We start from the raw sequence: 17,470 nt of genomic DNA, 5'->3' as shown, positions 1-17,470 counted from the left end.
CATGTCCGTCCTGTCCGGGGGCGCCGGGCAGCCGATCCCGCAGATGGCCTGGAATCACATCCCGGCCGCCTCGCTGGATCGGCTCCGCTGTCCCGGCTCACGGGAGCTGCAGCTGTTGCGGCAGGTCGTGGGCGAATGCCTGGGGCGGGATGGGGGCGATGCTCCCAGCGATCTGACGCCGGCCGGCGCGCCGCTGGAAGTCGCTTTCGTCTGGCCGTCCGGAGAGCTGCGGGTCAGCGCCGACCCCTGTCCTGGCGCGGGGGCCCGGGCACGGCTTCTGTCGTGCCTGTCCGGGCTGACCGCAGCGCTGTCGCCGCACCAGGCACGCCATGTGGAACGGGTCGCCGCCTGGCAGAGGGAGCATGGTAGTCGGTTCGGTGGCTGGCTCGGCTATCGTGTCATCGGCGGGATCCTGCGCAGCAAGCTCTATCTCGATGTGCCGCGCGGCGCGCCCTGGCAAGCCTGGGAGGCGGAGGTCTGCGACGCGGCGCCGGTGCTGCCCTCGCGCAGCCTGCGGCTCGCCATGATCGGGCTGGATACCCGCAGCGGCGGGCTGGAACTCTACTACCGCTGCGACCGGTTGTTCCCGAAGGAGCTGGACACGCTGCTGAAACGGCTCCGTCTGCCGGAGCGCGGCGGCGAAGTGGTGGCGCTGGTGGCGGCGCTGACCCGGCGCAGCATCCGCTTCGAGCTGCCCTCCTACGACATGGGCTTCAGCTATGCCTTCGACGGGCAGGGGCGGCCGCAGGTCTTCACCTGGTACTCGGTTGCCGAGGCGCTGCTCGGACCGCCGGGCAAGGTGCGCGAGGCGATCCTGCGGGTTGGCCGGGCGGCCGGCTGGGATCTGGATGCCTATGCAAGGCTCACCGACGCGCGCGCGGTTCCCGGACATGGGCTGGTCGGCGCGGTGCTGGCCCCCGAACTGCCGATGCAGGTCACCGCAACGGTTGCCGCCAGCCGGCCACAAGGGGAGGCGGGCGATGCCGGACCGGTTGGGTGAGATGGCGCCGCATGGCGGCGCCTGGAAAGACCGGAGGCCGCATGGGGCGGGGGCGGATGGCGCGCTTTCCGCCCCCGTGGCCGCCTTGCTGGCGGAGCAGGCCGAGAGCGGGGCGTTCCCGTCCCATGTGGCGGCCGGGGATCGGATCATCTCCGATGAAACCTGTTTCGTGACCGCGCAGGTGGCGCTGCTTCTGACCGATCTGATCGACAACGGCGAGGGGCGAGGGCTGCTGACCGGGCCCGATTGCATGGCACTCAGGCAGGCACGGGCGCGGGCGCTCGATTTCATCGAGGCCTGTGCCGCGCCCGATCTTGCCGGGGCGTTCCATTTCTACCCGCCGGAGGACCTGAGCGGGGACGAAGGCAGGCGGGCGAGCGCGCGGTTGCCAATTCGGTTGGCCGCCGATGGCGATGACACGGCGCTGGCCTGGCTGGCGCTGATGGCCGGTGGCCGGCGCACGCGGCAAGCGGCGCGGGAGCGACTGCCGGCGCTTTTCGAGCGGTTGCGGGCGGGACCGCGCCGGCGCGGCGACCCGCCGTTCCTGCGGCCCGCGCTCTATCGCACCTGGTTCGTCGCCCCCGGCGAGGACAACCCGGTGGACCTGATCGTCAACGTCAATATCCTCGCCTGCCTCGTCGCCGCCGGCTGCAGCCCGGCAAAGAGCGATCCTGCGGCAAGGGCGGTGGTCGCCGCCTGCCGGGAGTGCGATCTGTCGCGCTCCGCACTGCGCGCCTTCGCGCCCTATTACGCCGACCCCTGCGAATTGGAAATCGCGCTGGCCCGGGCGCTGGACCTTGGCGCCGAGGCGCTCCGTCCGGCCCATGCGCGGGTGGCCGCGCATGGGGACGACGCACGCGACCGGAATGCCGGCCGGCCGCGGCAGCGCGCGCTCTACTGCAATGCGCATGGCCGGCCGATCTGGCGTGCCCCGGCCCTGCAGGCGGCCCGGCATTGCCGCGACCGGTTGCTGGCGCTGACCGAGATACCCGTTTTCCCATCCTCAAGTCCGGGAGGCTCCCATGACGATGATGCCAAGGTCTGTTCTCGCTGAAACCCCCACCGGCGAACGCCCGGCGGCGCGGGCCAGCACCAAGTACATGGAGACCTTCCAGCTGTTCCGTCCGGCCTTGGGCGGAACGGATATCAGCACCTTCGCCAACAAGGCGGGCAATCTCGACCTTTACACCATCGGCACCAACGATGAGGTGTTCCGCTTGCGCCGGGGGGAGGGGGCTGAGGCACCCTATCATGAGCTGGACCTGAACATCACCGGCCGGCAGCTTTATCTCTACACCTCGTCGAACGAGGGCAGCGACACGCCGAACATCCTGACCCTTGGTGGCAATGGCCGGTTGCGGCTGGCGGAGTACAAGCCGGGCACCGGCAGCTACTTCCAGCAGGAGACCTCGCCGGAGAAAGCGACGGAGGCGATCCGCCAGTTCAAGGGCGCGCGCGGGGCCACCGGCAATATCTACGTCAATGTGATGCTGGACGTGCCGGGAACGGACTATGGCCTCCTGGCCAACAACTTCTTCAAGCCCGGCAGCAATGATTGGGCCGGCCCGGTCTGGGCGCCGGTGATGGGGCCGGGCGGGACCCAGGCGGAGGTGAAGGCCATCGCCGTGGTGGAGAACAGCACGGTGCAATCGGCCATCTTCGCCATCGGCCGGGACAACGAGGTTCTGTTTTCCGAAACCAGCGACCGGACGTCGAGCCTCAGGGTGCTGGGGCCGAAGAAGGCGACCGCGCTTTCGGTGGTGGTCGATCAGGACGATCGGCTGGCGATCTTTGCCGTGGAGAAGGACAGCGGCAAGCTGCTCCTGAAGCGGGAGAAGAAATACCAGGCCGGGACGATCAAGCAGTTCGACGACTGGATCTATGTGGACCCGGGGCAGACGGTGGCGTTGACCAGCGTCTACGCCTCGCAGTGCTTCAACGACCTCTTGCAGGTGTTCGGCATCGGCACCGATGGGCGGCTTTGGCGGGCCGCCGAGGTGCCCGGCAGCGGCCGCCGCGCCGACCCGGTCTGGAACACGCTGTTTCCGCTCGGCAACGAGATCCCGACCGATCCGGGCTCCGAGGCGACGATCTTCACGCTCGGCCGCGATCTGGCCGGCTATGCCGAGGCCTATACGGTATCCGCCGGTGGCGACCTGACCCGCTTCTGGCAGTCGTCGACCACGCAGCAATGGTTCGAGGAAAGCATCGAGCTGTTTCGCGGCGACAACGAGATGGTCCCGGTGCAGACCCATGCGCTGGAACTGGTGGTGCTCGACGACGGGGGCATGCCGGCGAGCTTCGTGCCCGTGTCGATCCAGGCATCCAGCCTCGTCACTCTGTTCGTCGACGGACGGTCCTATCGGTGCAGCCAGCTCAACCGGGTGATGGTGGAGACCGGCCCGAACGGCAAGGTGGTGATCTATCAGAAGGCCAATGCGCTGGCCGCGGCAACGCTTTATGTGGAGACCCCCTCGACCCTGGCCGGGTCGCCGCTGGTGGTGGAGCCCAATCGGCAGCTGCAGGCCAAGCTGGGCGCGCTGACGGTGGACGAGATCAAGAATGCCAAGGACGCTTCCGGCGCCTATCTGCTGCCGGCGGAATACCGGTCAAGCGATGAATATGCGCAAAGCCTGCAGAAGATCACCGAGGCGTCGATGCAGATCGCCGCGCAGGATGAAGCCGGCGGCGGCGACAAGATCAGCTTCCTCTTCGTCTCGCGGCGCAATGCGGCGCGCGGCTTCAACCCCCGGCTCAATCTGGCGGCGCTGGAAGGCACCTCCTGGGCCATCGATTTTACCTCCGGCTTTCCCCAATACGTGCCGATGACCAGTGCAGAGGTCGCGGAGTGGAAATCCTCGCGGCTGAAGGCGATGGGGGCGGATGTCGGCGGTTTCCTTGGCATCGGCTGGGGCGATGTGTGGAACGGCATCAAGAATTTCGTCGGCGATGTGGTCGACAAGCTGACCCGCATCGTCGTGGAGGTGGTGGAAGGCATCGGCCGGGTGCTGTTCGAGATCGGTGGGAAGGTGTTCGAGGCGATCATCGAATTTGCCCAGCAGGCCTTCGACTTCGTGCAAGGGGTGTGGAACTGGCTGAAGGTGAAGCTGGAGCAGTTGTTCGAGTGGCTCGCCTTCCTGTTCAACATCGGCGATTTCGTCCGCACGGCGGAGGCGGTGCGCCACAGTGTGGATGTGCTGCTGGACTTTACCGTCGACGGGGTGGAAACGGTGAAACAGACCATCCTGTCGGGCATCGACACCATGAAGGACAATCTGCAGGCGACGGTGGATGACTTCCTGAAGGAGCTGAACAAGCAGGACAACCCGACCTTCGACCAGTTCTCCTCGCAGCAGCCGATGACCGAGGAGCAATCCTACCAGATGGAACACAACCTGTTCGCCAATGCCTATGAGCAAAACGGCGGGCAGGCGGGGGAGCGCGGGGCCACCACGGTCAGCCTGATGACCAGCTCCGCCCTGTCGAGTTCGCTCGAAGGGCTCCTGAAGATGCTTGAGGACCTGGCCAACGACTTTCAGTATGGCGAGGGCAAGGAGGCGTTCAACGAGGCGATCGAGTATTTCACCGCCATCGGCGACGATCCGAACAACGCGCTCAATCTCCTGATGAGCGGCATCGTCAAGGTGATGGAGAGCGTTGCGCTCTATGCGCTCGATGCGGCGAAAACGGTGATCGCCACCTTGATGGATCTGATCAAGGAGGTGGTGGAATCCTTCCGCGACCTGTTGTTCGCCGAATGGGAAATTCCGGTTCTCTCCCAGCTCTACAAGTTCTTCACCGGCAAGAGCCTGTCGATCCGGGTGATCGACATTGCCGCCTATCTGGTCGCCATTCCCGGCACCCTGATCTACAAGCTGGCGACCGGCAAGGCGCCGTTCCCCGATCAGGCGGCGCTCGATGCCTACAAGGACTATGTCACCGTCGACTGGATCAAGTCGAAATTCGGCATCCCGACCAGTCGCAAGGTGGTCTACAACAGCACGCTGGAGACGGTCGTCGCCTGCGTCTCGCTCGGGGTCTATTCGGGCGCGATGTTTGTGCGGATCTTCACCGACACGCTGACCGGCGTCTTCAGCGCCACGGCTCTGGTGAAGCCGGACACTCCGACGAAAATCCCTGACGGGATGAAGAATTACGTGGGCAAATGGACACCGGGTGGCAAGCTGCTCGCCGGTGGCGTCTCCGTTCTGATGCGCTACGTCACCACCATCTTCACCATGCCCTGGCTGATCCGTCCTGGTGCGCCGGCGCCGAGCTGTCCGGCGGGGGATCCGGGCTTTGCCGGAACCATCTGGATCTGCCAGGTGATCGCCGGACCGACCCGGGGGCTTCTGGTGTTGAAACTGCCGGCCGGGCGCGCGCGGGTCTACACCGGCGAATTGACCATCACCCTGTGGGGCTGGGCCAATTTCGGCATGGTGGTCTGGAACTACTGCGCCTCGCCGAAAAAGGACACGGTGGCGACACTCGGTCTGGCCCGGGCGCTGTGCAATATCATTCCCGGGCAGGGGACGCGGGCGCTGTTCGTGCCCGACATCCAGGAGGAGACGTATTTCGTGCCGGCGATCATCGGCGAGGTGCTGCTTGTCGTCGGCTATCTCGGGTCGATCGGCGTGGCCGTGGCCGAACTCGTCGAGATCGCCGAGGGCGGCTTACAGACCGCTGACGGCGGGAGTGGCCGGATCAGCATCGAGAAGGCGGCGCATCCGCTCTAGCATGTGCCGGGTATCCGGTTCCATCTCGTCCGGATCGCCGACGACATACTCGACCATGCCGAGCGCCTTTTGCCGGTCGGCACGGTCGGTCAGCAGCAGCGGCAGGGTGTTGAGGGCGCGTTCGGGCTCGAAATGGGCGATCAGCGTCTGCTCGTGGATCATCCGCGCCCGGGCGGCGGCCTCCATGGTGTCGAAGGGCGGGCGGGTCGACAGCACTTCGGCCGAGCGCTGCAGCCGGTCGCGCCGCACGTCGCCGCGGGTGTCGGCCATCAGCACCAGCATCCGCACCACCGCCTCGGACAGCTCGCCCGTACCGGCGCGGTCGAGGGCGGAGAGCACCTCCGGCAGCGCGCGCAGGTCCTGCATCGGGGTCTGCGCCCGAGAGGCGGCGCGGGGGGCGCCATACCAGAAGCCCAGCGGGCTGGCATAGGTGGCAAGGAAGGCGGTTTCGAACAGCATCGCCCGCGTATCGCGGAACACGTTCCAGCCGGTTTCCACCATATCCGCCCACAACCGTTCAGCGGCCAGGAACGGATTGTCCGGCGAGGCCTTCTTGCGCTCGGTCCGTGCCCGCTCGACGGCCGGGGCCAGGACCCCGGTGACCGGATTGTCGGAGGCGAAGATGCGCCGCTGCAGCCGCAAGGGGTGCAAGGACCGGCGGACGTCGGCGACCTCCTTGGTCACCGATGCCTGAACCAGCGGGCGCAGGGTGGTCTCATAGCCTTCCACCAGGGCTTCCGACATGCGGGCAACGGCGGCGAAGGCCGGCTCCTCGGCCCGGCCACTGTCGCTGTAGGCCTCGATGTCGGTGAGCTTGCGCTTGTGGAAGCTGACGGTGAAGCGTTTTTCATCGCCGACGCCGGCCACATCCTCGATCATCATTTCGTAAAGACCGGGGGGCAGCGCCTCGATGGTCTTCAGGGTCGAGGTCATCTGCGTGTGTTCGCGCCGGGCGATGGAGGAGGACACGAAGATGCCGAGATGGCCGACCTGCTCATGCACCATGTAGAGGATGCGCTGGCCGCGGATCTCGATCTCCCGTTCGTCGGCGTAGCTGTCGGGGATCCAGTTCAGCGCCTGTTGCGGCGGGGTGATGTTGTCGCCGCGCGAGGCGAAGACGATGATCGGCGCGCGAATGGCCTTGAGGTCGATCGGGCAGCCGGTTTCCAGTCGGGCCTCGTTGCGCGCCAGCCGGTTGCCGACGAACAGGTTCTCGACGATCCAGCGGATCTCCGGGCCGTTCATCAGGAAGAAGCCGCCCCACCACTTCTCGAAGTCGAGGAAGCGCTGGTCGCCATCGTCGATGCCGGAGAACAGGTCGTAATACTTGCGGAACCAGGTGCGGCCGGGATTGAGCAGTTCGAAGTTCATCACCAGATTGGCGCCGTCGAAGATGCCGCCGCCAAGGTCGGAGACGAGAATGGCCGGCAGCGCCCCGCCGACGATCCCGCCGGTGTAGCGCATCGGGTCCTGACCGAGCTGGCCGGACCAGTAGGACATGGGTGCGCCGTTCAGCACGATCGGGCCGGCCAGATCCGGGTTGGTGGCGGCGAGAATGGCGGCGGCCCAGCCGCCCTGGCAATTGCCGATGACGATGGGGCGCGGCGCATCCGGGTGCAGCCGGTGCACCTCGCGCAGGAACGCCGCTTCCGCCTGGGTGACGTCGGCGAGGGTCTGCCCCTCCTCCGGGGTGGGGCGGAAGGCGACGAAATAGACCGGGTGGCCATCCTTCAGGGCGACGCCCACCTGGCTGTCGGGCTTGAAGCCGCCAATGCCCGGGCCGTGGCCGGCGCGCGGATCGATGATCACGTAAGGCCGCTTCCAGTCGAACACCTCGATGCCGTCCGGCGGCAGGATCCGCAACAGCATGTAGTTGCAGGGGCGTGGCAGGTCGGCGCCGTCCAGCACGATGTCATAATCGTAGATCAGCACCGGTGGGGTGCCCGCCGCCTCATGGGTGGTGAAGATGTCGCCGCGCTTGCGCAAGCTGTCGAGCGTCAGCACCGTGCGCTGGCCGGCATCGACGAGATAGGCGGTCCAGGCGTCGATGAGGCTGGCCGGCGTGGGCTGCGCGGTGACCCGGTTGAAGATGTTCTGGGACTGGATGGTGACGGAGCCGCTGCGTTCGGTCAGCGTTTCCTGAAGACGGCGCATGTGCCGGTCGAAGGCGGTCTGAAACAGGCGATGTTGCAGGGCGGAGGCCTCGTCGAACCGTTCGGCGGTCCGGATCCTGTCTTCAAGCAGTTGGGTGTGCATCTGCGTGGATCCTTGCAAGGGAGGGGCGATCAGCCGATCACGTGATAGCCGCCGTCGATCGGGTGAATGACGCCGGTGACATTGGCGGCCTCGCTGGAGGCGAGGAAGGCGGCATAGGCGCCGATATCGTCAAGGCTGGCCAACCGGTGGGTCGGAGTACGGGCGGCATTGTCGGCCAGCAGCGCATCGAAATGGGCGATGCCGCTGGCCGCGCGGGTTGCCAGCGGACCGGGCGACAGGGCGTGCACGGAAATGCCCTTCGGCCCCAGCTCGGCGGCGGCATAGCGGGTGACGCCTTCCAGCGCCGCCTTGACCGGCCCCATGATGTTGTAGTGGTCGACCACCTTTTCCGAGCCATGGAAGGTGACGGTCATGCAGGTTCCGCCGCGCGGCATCAGCGGTTCCGCCCGCTGGATCAGCCGCAGGAAGGAATGGACGGAAATGTCCATCGCTTCAAGGAAGCCGGCGCGGGAGCAGTCGATCGCCCGGCCATGCAGATCGTCCTTCGGGCAAAAGGCGATGGAATGAAGCAGGACGTCGAGCCCGCCCCATTCAGCAGAGATCTGTGCGAACAGCGCGTCCATCTGGGTCTCGTCGCGCACGTCGAGCGGCGCGAAGATCGGCGCCTCCAGCCGCTCGGCGAGCGGGCGTACATGCGGTTCTGCCTTGGCGTTCAGATAGGTGACCGCCAGTTCCGCACCCTGCCGGCGCAGGGCATCGGCGCAGCCCCAGGCAATTGACTGTTCGTTGGCGATCCCGACCACAAGGGCCCGTTTTCCTGCAAGTGAGAACATGTCACCATCCTTGTTGCGACGCAGCATAAATGCAAGTGGTGTCTGAAACGTGACGGATATGCGCCAGTGCGGTCTCGCCGCCGCCTTATAGCGCAGGTCCCTGTCACGCTTGTGAAAATTTACATGTCCTGGGCGAAGAAATTGGCGTTATGCGCCTGTGGGCAGTGATCTGCTTGCAGAGTTGCGTATGTTGCGCTGCCAGAAAGTCACTGTTTTTCAGGGTGTCAGCGGCGCTTTACCGATTGTTCACCCTGGCTCTCGGAAGTGGCCGGCCGCCGGGGAGCGGTTTGGAGTGGGATGGCGGCGTTTACCACTCTCTTAACGGGAATCCGGCAGGTATGACTTAAGCGGGCTGACCCCGCCGTTTGTCGTCCGGTCCAGGGATGCCGTTTCCGGCCCGGAACTGCATGTGGGTGGAACCTTGAAGAAATCCAAGGGCGCGTACGCCGTTCTCCTTGGCAACTATCGCCCCACGGCGATCATTGCCCGGGACCTGAAAGCGCGCGGGTATCGTGTCGCGGTCGGCCTTGACGGGTTCGAGCGCGGGGCGGAGCTGTCGCGTCATGTGGACCGGCTCTGGTGTCATCCGCCGCTGGATGAGGATCGGCCGGCCTTCGCGCGTGCGCTTTCCGAGCTGTTGGCGCGGCGGGGCGACATTCGCCTGATCGTGCCGGTCGCGGAGAATTATGTCCGGTTTTTTGCCGAAGAAGACGTCGCCCTGCCGGCATCGGTGACCGCGCTGATGGTGGCGCCGGAGCTGGTGACCACCTGCCTCGACAAGCAGCGGATGATGAGCCTGGCCGAGGCCTCCGGCGTTCCGGTCGCCCCCTTCGCCGAGGTTCGCGACCAGCCGGAGTTGATTGGTGCGGCCGAACGGATCGGCTTTCCGCTCGTCATCCGCTCGGTCAGTTCGACCCACCGGCTGTTTGGCGAGAAGGCCATCACGGTGGCGGACCGCGCGGGGCTGGATCGGATCTTGCCTCACTGGCCGGAGGGGCATCCGGCCTTGCTGTTGCAGCGCCGGGCAGCGGGCCTGCGGCACAATCTTTATTTCGCGGCCCGCGCGGGACGGGTTGAGCGGGTGTTGCATGTGGAGATCGCCCGCACCGACCGGCTTGATGGGGCGGGCCTCGCGGTCGAAGGCGCCACGGTGGCGACCGACCCGGATCTTGACCGCTACACGGCGGCGCTGGTTGCCGCCCTTGGCTATTCGGGGATCGGCTGCGCGCAGTTTCTGGTCGATGCGGCCAGCGGCGAGACCTCCTTTCTGGAGATCAATCCCCGCTTTGCCGGCAATCATGCGATCCCCGCCGCCTGCGGGCTGGGTTTGACAGAGCGGTTGCTGGACCTGTGTCTCGACCCGGCCTCCGCTGCCGATGGCCCGCCGGCTCCTCTCAGGAGCTTGCGCTATTGCTGGCTCGCCGGCGATCTGCTCGGGGTCAAGGTCGCCTGGCGGCAAGGGCGGATTTCGGCCCTTGAGGCCGGTCGCTGGCTGGGGCGGATGGTACGTGCCCGCTGGCGCGCCAGACTGGATGTCGGCTTCGACTGGCGCGATCCGCTGCCGGGCCTTGCCAATATTCTCGATGTGCTTCCCGGCATCGGCAAACTCACCCGGATGCGGCTGTCCCGTCCGGGCCTCCTTCCCAAGAAACGTCTTTAGCAAGGGGCCGTTATGCAGGAGTTCCCAGATCGCTCTTCAGATGACCCGGAACAGGCTGTTGACTGGCGCGAGGTCGAGCAGGAGGCGGCTGCTCCGGCCGTGCCGGCCGGCGAGGGCGCCGCGAGCCATGTCCCCGTGACCGAGGTCCGGGTGGCGGATGTGGCGCCGGAGGAGTGGGACCGGATGGTCCTTGGCTTCGACGACGTGCTTCAGGAGCAGGTCCAGAGTTTCAACGAAGTGCGCCGGGCGCCCGACAAGCTGCGCCGTCTTGCGGTCTACGCCGATGGCGAGCTGACAGGCGCGGCGCTGGTGCGACTGGTCAAGGTGCCGATGCTCGGCTGTACCATCAGTTCTCTGCGCTGGGGACCGCTCTGGCGGCGCACCGGCCGGCCTGCCACTCCGGCAACGATGGACCTGGTGCTGCGCGCCCTGACCGACCAGTTGTGCCGCCGCGAGAAGGGGTTCTTGATGATCATGCCCCGTCCGGATCCGGATATGGAGGCGGTGCCGGGGGCGGTGCTGCAGCGTCTCGGCTTCCAGAGCATGCCGCCGCTGTCCAACCCCTTGCGCTATTTCGCGCGGGTGGACCATGGGCCCGAGGCGCTCAGGGCCAACTTCTCGCAAAAGTGGCGCTACAATCTGAAAAAGGCCGAGGCCGCCGGACTGGAAACCGAGCTGGTCGAGGGCGAAGCGGGGATGAACGAGATCCTCGGCCTTTATCACGAGATGCTCGCCCGCAAGAAATTCGTCGACTATTCGCCGATCGACACCTTGGCGCATCGGCTGGCCAATCCGCTTGAGATTCTGCGCCCGCGCATGTTCGTGACCCGCAAGGATGGGGTGCCCGTTGCCATGGCGGTGGTCGACTGCTGCGGCGATACCGCGTCGTTCCTCTATGGGGCGACGGCGGACGAGGCCTTGCCGCTCAGGGCCGGCTATGCGCTGCAATGGGCGGTGCTGTGCCATCTGTCGCGCCAACCGGCGATCCGCTGGTATGCGCTGGGCGGCGGCGGGTCGGCGACCTGCCCCTTGCACCAGTTCAAGCGTGGGCTTGTCGGCAAGGTCGGGGTCATCCTGCACGAGTTGCCGCCGCATTTCCTTGCCGAGGGCTCTTGCGCGAAAATCGTCGGTCGGCTGGCGATGTCCGGTCGGGCCTTGCGTGACCGGGTGCGCGAACCGCTCAGCCAGATGATCCCGGTGCGGCTGGGCCGCTAGGGGCAGATCCTAAACGTTCCGGAGCGCTGCCCGTCATGTTGGCCATTCTCACCAGGCTCTCGGTCCTGACCCTTGCCCGCATCGGCGGCGCGGGTGCGGTGCTCTTGGCGACGCTGGTGATCGCCCGTGGCTTCGGTGCCGATGCCACCGCCGCCTATGCGCTGGCGGTCTCCGCCTCCGGTGTGCTGGCAGTGCTGATGCTTGCCGGCTTTCAGGCCTTCGCCCAGATCCTGACGGCGGAATATGCGGCGCGCGGGCAAGACGGGCTGCTGCGGGGGCTGGTGCGGGCGGGCTTGCGCAATCTGCTGGTGGCTTGTGTGCCGGTGGGGGCGGGGGCCCTGCTGGTGCTCGGGATGCCGGACGCGGTGCCGGGTCTTTCCGCCGGGGCCTTGCGCACGCAGGTGGTTCTTGCCGTCTGTCTGATTGCCCCGGGTGTCGCCCTGACCCTGTTCAACGGCGCGGTGCTGACCGGTCTGCAACGGCCCGGCGAGGCGCAGATCGCCGACAGTCTCGGTCGGCCGGTTCTGATCCTCTCCTTCGTCGCGTTGCTGGCGCTGGCCGCGCCGGGCGCCTCCACCGGCTGGATCCTTGCCGGGCTGGCCGTTGCCGTGTGGAGCGCGGCGTTGGTGCAGGGGTTTTTCCTGTGCCGGGCGCTGCGGGCGCGGCCCGCACCGGCGGAGAGCGACAGCCGGCGTTGGTGGGCGATGGCGCCGCCCTGGCTGACCATCGCCCTGATCTGGGAATATGTGATCGAGCTGCATCTGTTGCTGGCCTCGCTGATCGCCGCGCCGGCGGAGATTGCCCTGCTGCATGTCTGCTTCCGCTTTCGCGTGCTCGCCGGCTTCGGGGTGCGCTCGATCTATTCGGTGTTCCAGCCGAAGATCCTTGCCGCGCAGGCCCGGGAGGACCGGGCGGTGGCACGCCATCTGATCGGCCTGACCAACGGGCTGTCGGTTGGCTATGCGCTGGCCGCTTTCGCCGGCTTGTGGCTGGTCGGCCCGTTCTTCCTGTCGCTGTTCGGCCCGGAGTTCGCCGGCGGCCTGCCGCTCTTGTTGGTGCTGTGCGGCACCTTCCTGCTGCGCGCGGTGTTCGGCCCGGCGCTGTCGGTCCTGAGCGGGGCCGGGCGGCAACGGGAGATCGTCGCCATCCTGGTTTTGTCGCTGCCGCTCTCCGCCGGATTGATGTTCACGCTTTATCCGGCCTTCGGGATCGTCGCGGCCGGAATCGCCTATACCGCGTCGACCGGTTTCGCCGCTGGCGCGATGTGGTGGACGGCGCGCCGGCGCCTGGGCATCGACTGTGCCGTGTGGGGCGCCTGGGCCGGGTAGGCGCCCCGCGGGGCGCGAGACCTCCTGCTGCGTTATCAACCTGTCATCAACGGTGCCTAACACCGTCATATGTAATTTTTGCGAGGAGAAGATTGTGACCAGGGTATTTCGACGGGGCGCCCTTGCTGGCGCGTTGATGGCATCGACGTTGATGGTGGTGCCGGGGGCGGCCCTGGCGGATCAGGTGTTCAACCGGATCGCCTCCTTTCCGGTGAACACCAACCTGCCGGAGGAGATCGACCAGGCGACCGAGACCTCGGCGGAGATCATCTCCGTGACGGAAGACGGCATGACGCTGGTCTATTCGGACAGCCCGCTGCAGGCGGTCGGCATGATCGACATTTCCGATCCGGCCAATCCGCGCGCCGGCGGCATCGTCCGTCTCAAGGGCGAACCGACGGCGGTCTCGGTGATCGGCGGGCGGGTGCTGGCCGGCGTCAACACCTCGCCGAGCTTCACAGAGCCCTCCGGTGAACTGGTGGTCATCGACCTTGCCGACAAGACGGTCAGCGCCCGCTGCGACCTTGGCGGCCAGCCGGATTCCATCGCCGTTTCACCCGCCGCCGACATCGTTGCCGTGGCCATCGAGAACGAGCGCGACGAAGATCTCAACGACGGCGCGCTGCCGCAGATGCCGGCCGGCACGGTGGCGATCCTGCGGCTGAGCGACGGCATGCCCGATTGCGCCAGCATGATCAATGTCGACCTGACCGGCCTTGCCGAAATCGGCCCGGAGGATCCGGAGCCGGAGTTCGTCGACATCAACGACGACAACGAAATCGCGGTGACGCTGCAGGAAAACAACCACATCGTCATCATCAACGGCAATGACGGCAGCATCCTCAGCCACTTCTCCGCCGGCAGCGTCGATCTGGACAATGTCGATGTGGACGAAGAGCGGGCGTTGACCTTCGACGGCACCCAGCCGGCGCGGCTGCGCGAGCCGGATGCGGTGCAGTGGCTCGACAACGACCGGCTCGTCATCGCCAACGAAGGGGACTATCAGGGCGGCTCGCGCGGCTTCACCATCTTCTCCAAGACCGGCGAGGTTCTGTACGAATCCGGTCTCGATTTCGAGTACCGCGCGGCGCTGGCCGGCCACTATCCGGAAAAGCGGTCGGGCAACAAGGGCATCGAGCCGGAAGGGCTGGAGGTGAAGACCTTCGGCGAGACCAACTACATCTTCGTGCTGTCGGAGCGCGGTTCGGTGGTTGGCGTCTATCGCGATACCGGGGCGGAACCGGAGTTCGTTCAACTGCTGCCGACCGCGCTCGGTCCGGAAGGGGCGATCGCCATTCCGCAGCGGGGGCTTCTGGCCGTGTCCAACGAGGTCGACCTGATCGAGGACAATGGCGTGCGCTCGCACGTGACGCTGTACCGGCTGGCCGAGGGCACGCCGGAGTATCCGATGATCGTGTCGGAGATGGATGAGGCGGGCCGCCCGATCGGCTTCGGCGCCTTGTCGGGCCTGGCGGCGGATCCGGAAAAGCCCGGTATCCTTTATGCGGTGAACGACAGCTTCTACGCCCTTCAGCCGACGATCTTCACCATCGACGCCACTGAGAAGCCGGCGCGGATCATCGAGGCGACGCGGGTGACGCGCGGCGGCGAGCCGGCGCAGTTGCTCGATCTGGAAGGCATCGTCAGCGACGGCAAGGGCGGTTTCTGGCTCGCCTCCGAAGGGCGCACCGACAAGATGGTGCCGCATGGGCTCTATCATGTGAACGGCGATGGCGAGATCACCCGGCAGGTGCCGTTCCCGGCCGAGCTTCTGGCGGTGGAAAAGCGCTTCGGCGCGGAGGGCGTGACGCTGATCGGCGACACCCTCTGGGTCGCGATCCAGCGGTCCTGGAAGGACGATCCGAAGGACACGGTCAAGCTGGTCGCCTACAACACCAGGACCAAGGAATGGGGCGCGGTGCGCTACCCGACCGAGCCGGCGGAAAAGGGTTGGGTCGGCCTGTCGGAAATCACCCTCCACGGCGACCATGTCTATATCGTCGAGCGCGACAACCAGATCGGCGCCAAGGCGAAGATCAAGAAGCTCTACAAGGTGGCGGTCGCCGATCTCGTTCCGGCCAAGCTGGGCGGCGAGTTGCCGCTGGTCACCAAGGAAGAGGTGCGGGACTTCATCCCCGATCTCAAGGCAACCGGCGGCTATGTGGTCGACAAGATCGAGGGCTTTGCCGTCGATGCGGCCGGCGTGGGCTATGCGGTCACCGACAATGACGGGGTGGACGATTCCAACGGCGAGACCCTGTTCTTCTCCATCGGCAAGCTCTGAGCGCCAGCAACGCCTCACGGCTTGAGACAAAAAAGCACCCGGCGCGAGCCCACTCGCGCCGGGTGTCGTTCATTCAGGAGCCTGACGGTTTCCCGGATCAGGGGCGGCGGAACACCATCATGGTGAACAACCCGAGCGGGCCGAGCCGCTCCTCATGCTCCAGCGTCATGGAGGTATGTTCCAGGATGCGCTCGCGGCGGAACAGCGGATCCCAGCCAAGGGTCTGGGAAAAGCGCGCGAGCAGGCGCTCGGCGAAGGCCAGCACGCCGCGCTCGCTGGCGAAGTGGTTGACGATGATCACCGTGCCGCCCGGCCGCACCACCCGTTCCAGCTCCGCCAGCACACTGGCCGGGTCCGGAACGACGGTCATCACATACATCACCGTGGCCAGGTCGAAGCTCGCCTCGCCATAAGTCAAGTCCGAGGCATCCATGGCCTGCAGCTCGGCGACATTGCCAAGATGTTCGCGGGCGACCCGCTGCCGGGCGCGCTCCAGCATCGGTTCGGACAGGTCGATGCCGGTCACCGTCAGCTTGCGGCTGTAGAGCGGCAGGGAAAGCCCGGTGCCGACCCCCACTTCCAACAGCGTGCCGCTGAGCCTGTTGGCCTCGCGCGCCGCCGCGCGTTGGCCATAGACCAGGGGCGCGGTGAACACCCAGTCGTAAATCGGCGCCCAGCGGGCATAGGCGCTCTCCACCGCGCTGCCGGATGCGCTGTCCGGCGTGAAGAGGGTGCGGAACTTGCGCTGGATACGGGCAGCGGTGCGGCGCAGCCACCCGGCGGGGATCAGGTCAACGGTCATCAGATCTGGGTCACCACCTTTTCTTGCTGGTCGCTATCGCTTGCCGGCAGTGGAACGAATGCGCTGGTGCGGTCGATCCAGCCACCGCCAAGCACCCGCGCCGTGTCGCCGTCGCTGTCGAAGAAGACGCAGGCCTGTCCGGGGGCGACACCGCTCTCGCCATCGACCAGATCGACCACGGCGGCGCCATCGCGCATGCGCAGGATCGCCGGCTTGGGCGGACGGGTGGAGCGCACCTTTGCGTGGATCTCAAGGCCGGTCTCGGGCAACTCGTCCAGCGTGCCGGGGCCGATCCAGTTGACATCGCGCAGGATGATCTCGCGGGTGCCGAGCGCCTCGCGCGGGCCGACGATCACGCGCCGGTTCTCCGCGTCGAGGCGGACCACATAGAGCGGCTCGCCGGTGGCGATGCCGATGCCCCGGCGCTGGCCGATGGTGTAGTGGATGATGCCCTGATGCTGCCCCAGAACCCGGCCGTCGAGATGGACGATATCGCCCGGCTCGGCCGCGTTCGGCTTCAGCCGCTCGATCACATCGGCGTATTTGCCCTGGGGCACGAAGCAGATGTCCTGGCTGTCCTGCTTGTCGGCGATGGCGAGACCGAATTCGCGGGCAAGCTCGCGGGTCTCCGCCTTGGTCATGCCGCCGAGCGGGAAACGCAGGAAATCGAGCTGATCGGGGGTGGTGGCGAACAGGAAGTAGCTCTGGTCGCGGTCGAGGTCGACCGGACGGTAGAGTGCGCGGTGATTGCCCTCGGTCTGGCTGCGGACATAATGTCCGGTCGCCAGCACGTCGGCGCCAAGGGTGCGCGCGGTCTCCAGCAGATCGGAGAACTTGACCGTCTGGTTGCAGGCGACGCAAGGGATGGGCGTCTCGCCGGCAATGTAGCTTTCGGCGAAACGCTCGATCACCGCCTCGCGGAAGCGGTCCTCGTAGTCGAGCACGTAATGGGGGATGCCGAGGCGTTCGGCGACGCGGCGCGCGTCCTGAATGTCCTGTCCGGCGCAGCAGGCACCGGCGCGGTGCACCGCCTCGCCGTGATCGTAAAGCTGAAGCGTGACGCCGATGACGTCATAGCCCTCGCGTTGCATCAGTCCGGCGACGACGGAGGAATCGACCCCGCCCGACATGGCCACCACGACCCTGGTGTCCTCCGGGCGCTTGGGGAGATCGAGACTGTTGAGCATACCCTTGACCCTTGCGGTGTCCGGCCCGCCGCTGCGGCGCGGGACACGTGTTTGCTTCGTTCCACTTGGTTGGTTCCACGGGCAAGGTGTGCCGCCTCGCGCGCCGTGGCCGGGACCGGATCCCGGAACGAAATTCTCCCCCGTTGACGATCACCTATAGCAAATGCGGCGGGTGAAGGCCAAGCGCCAGCACTGCACTGCCGTTTCT

At 66.6% G+C, this 17,470-nt stretch carries 11 protein-coding genes; 7 read left to right on the top strand and 4 right to left on the bottom strand.

Annotated features, from left to right (window positions below):
* The first annotated feature begins 1 nt into the window (after position 1).
* Genes LC062_RS13435 through LC062_RS13425 form a run of 3 tightly spaced genes read left to right on the top strand, consistent with a single transcriptional unit; the run spans position 2 to position 5,736 of the window.
* On the top strand, positions 2-1,000 hold the full coding sequence (locus LC062_RS13435; protein WP_224911541.1) for a hypothetical protein: 999 nt from the start codon (positions 2-4) through the stop codon (positions 998-1,000).
* Complete coding sequence (locus LC062_RS13430; protein WP_224911540.1) at positions 981-2,054, top strand: hypothetical protein; 1,074 nt, start codon at positions 981-983, stop codon at positions 2,052-2,054. Before LC062_RS13435 ends, LC062_RS13430 begins: the two co-directional genes overlap by 20 nt.
* Positions 2,023-5,736: a hypothetical protein gene (locus LC062_RS13425; RefSeq protein WP_224911539.1), complete on the top strand. Its 3,714-nt coding sequence runs from the start codon at positions 2,023-2,025 to the stop codon at positions 5,734-5,736. The genes LC062_RS13430 and LC062_RS13425 overlap by 32 nt, the downstream gene beginning before the upstream one ends.
* Here LC062_RS13425 and LC062_RS13420 read toward each other — a convergent pair.
* Both LC062_RS13420 and fabI read right to left on the bottom strand, forming a co-directional pair.
* Complete coding sequence (locus tag LC062_RS13420; RefSeq protein ID WP_224911538.1) at positions 5,674-7,992, bottom strand: DUF3141 domain-containing protein; 2,319 nt, start codon at positions 7,990-7,992, stop codon at positions 5,674-5,676. The genes LC062_RS13425 and LC062_RS13420 overlap by 63 nt on opposite strands.
* A gap of 29 nt (positions 7,993-8,021) precedes the next feature.
* Entirely contained in the window at positions 8,022-8,786 is a 765-nt protein-coding gene (fabI, locus tag LC062_RS13415; protein WP_224911537.1) for an enoyl-ACP reductase FabI, read from the bottom strand.
* A 409-nt stretch (positions 8,787-9,195) separates the two neighbouring features.
* On the opposite strand from fabI, the gene LC062_RS13410 reads away from it, so the two are divergent.
* From LC062_RS13410 to LC062_RS13395, 4 genes are all read left to right on the top strand, one after another.
* Positions 9,196-10,446, top strand: a complete 1,251-nt coding sequence (locus LC062_RS13410) for an ATP-binding protein (protein WP_224911536.1) — start codon at positions 9,196-9,198, stop codon at positions 10,444-10,446.
* Positions 10,447-10,458: 12 nt separating this feature from the next.
* Positions 10,459-11,661, top strand: coding sequence for a lipid II:glycine glycyltransferase FemX (locus LC062_RS13405; protein ID WP_224911535.1), 1,203 nt, complete (start codon positions 10,459-10,461; stop codon positions 11,659-11,661).
* A gap of 35 nt (positions 11,662-11,696) precedes the next feature.
* The gene (locus LC062_RS13400) at positions 11,697-12,989 is read left to right on the top strand and encodes a lipopolysaccharide biosynthesis protein (RefSeq protein WP_224911534.1); all 1,293 of its coding nucleotides are present in this window, start codon (positions 11,697-11,699) and stop codon (positions 12,987-12,989) included.
* A gap of 136 nt (positions 12,990-13,125) precedes the next feature.
* On the top strand, positions 13,126-15,273 hold the full coding sequence (locus tag LC062_RS13395) for an esterase-like activity of phytase family protein (protein ID WP_224911656.1): 2,148 nt from the start codon (positions 13,126-13,128) through the stop codon (positions 15,271-15,273).
* 97 nt (positions 15,274-15,370) lie between these two features.
* On the opposite strand, the gene LC062_RS13390 is transcribed toward LC062_RS13395, so the two are convergent.
* Together LC062_RS13390 and mnmA are read right to left on the bottom strand one after the other, a co-directional pair.
* Complete coding sequence (locus tag LC062_RS13390; protein WP_224911533.1) at positions 15,371-16,075, bottom strand: class I SAM-dependent methyltransferase; 705 nt, start codon at positions 16,073-16,075, stop codon at positions 15,371-15,373.
* A complete protein-coding gene (mnmA, locus tag LC062_RS13385) occupies positions 16,075-17,262 on the bottom strand; it encodes a tRNA 2-thiouridine(34) synthase MnmA (protein ID WP_224911532.1) in 1,188 nt (395 codons plus the stop codon). Before mnmA ends, LC062_RS13390 begins: the two co-directional genes overlap by 1 nt.
* Between the last annotated feature and the right edge of the window lie 208 nt (positions 17,263-17,470).

It is taken from the genome of Stappia indica (assembly GCF_020177335.1).
Lineage (GTDB): Bacteria > Pseudomonadota > Alphaproteobacteria > Rhizobiales > Stappiaceae > Stappia > Stappia indica_B.
The sequence above is the reverse complement of the archived record's forward strand: the minus strand, read 5'-3'. Positions and strand labels throughout refer to the sequence as shown.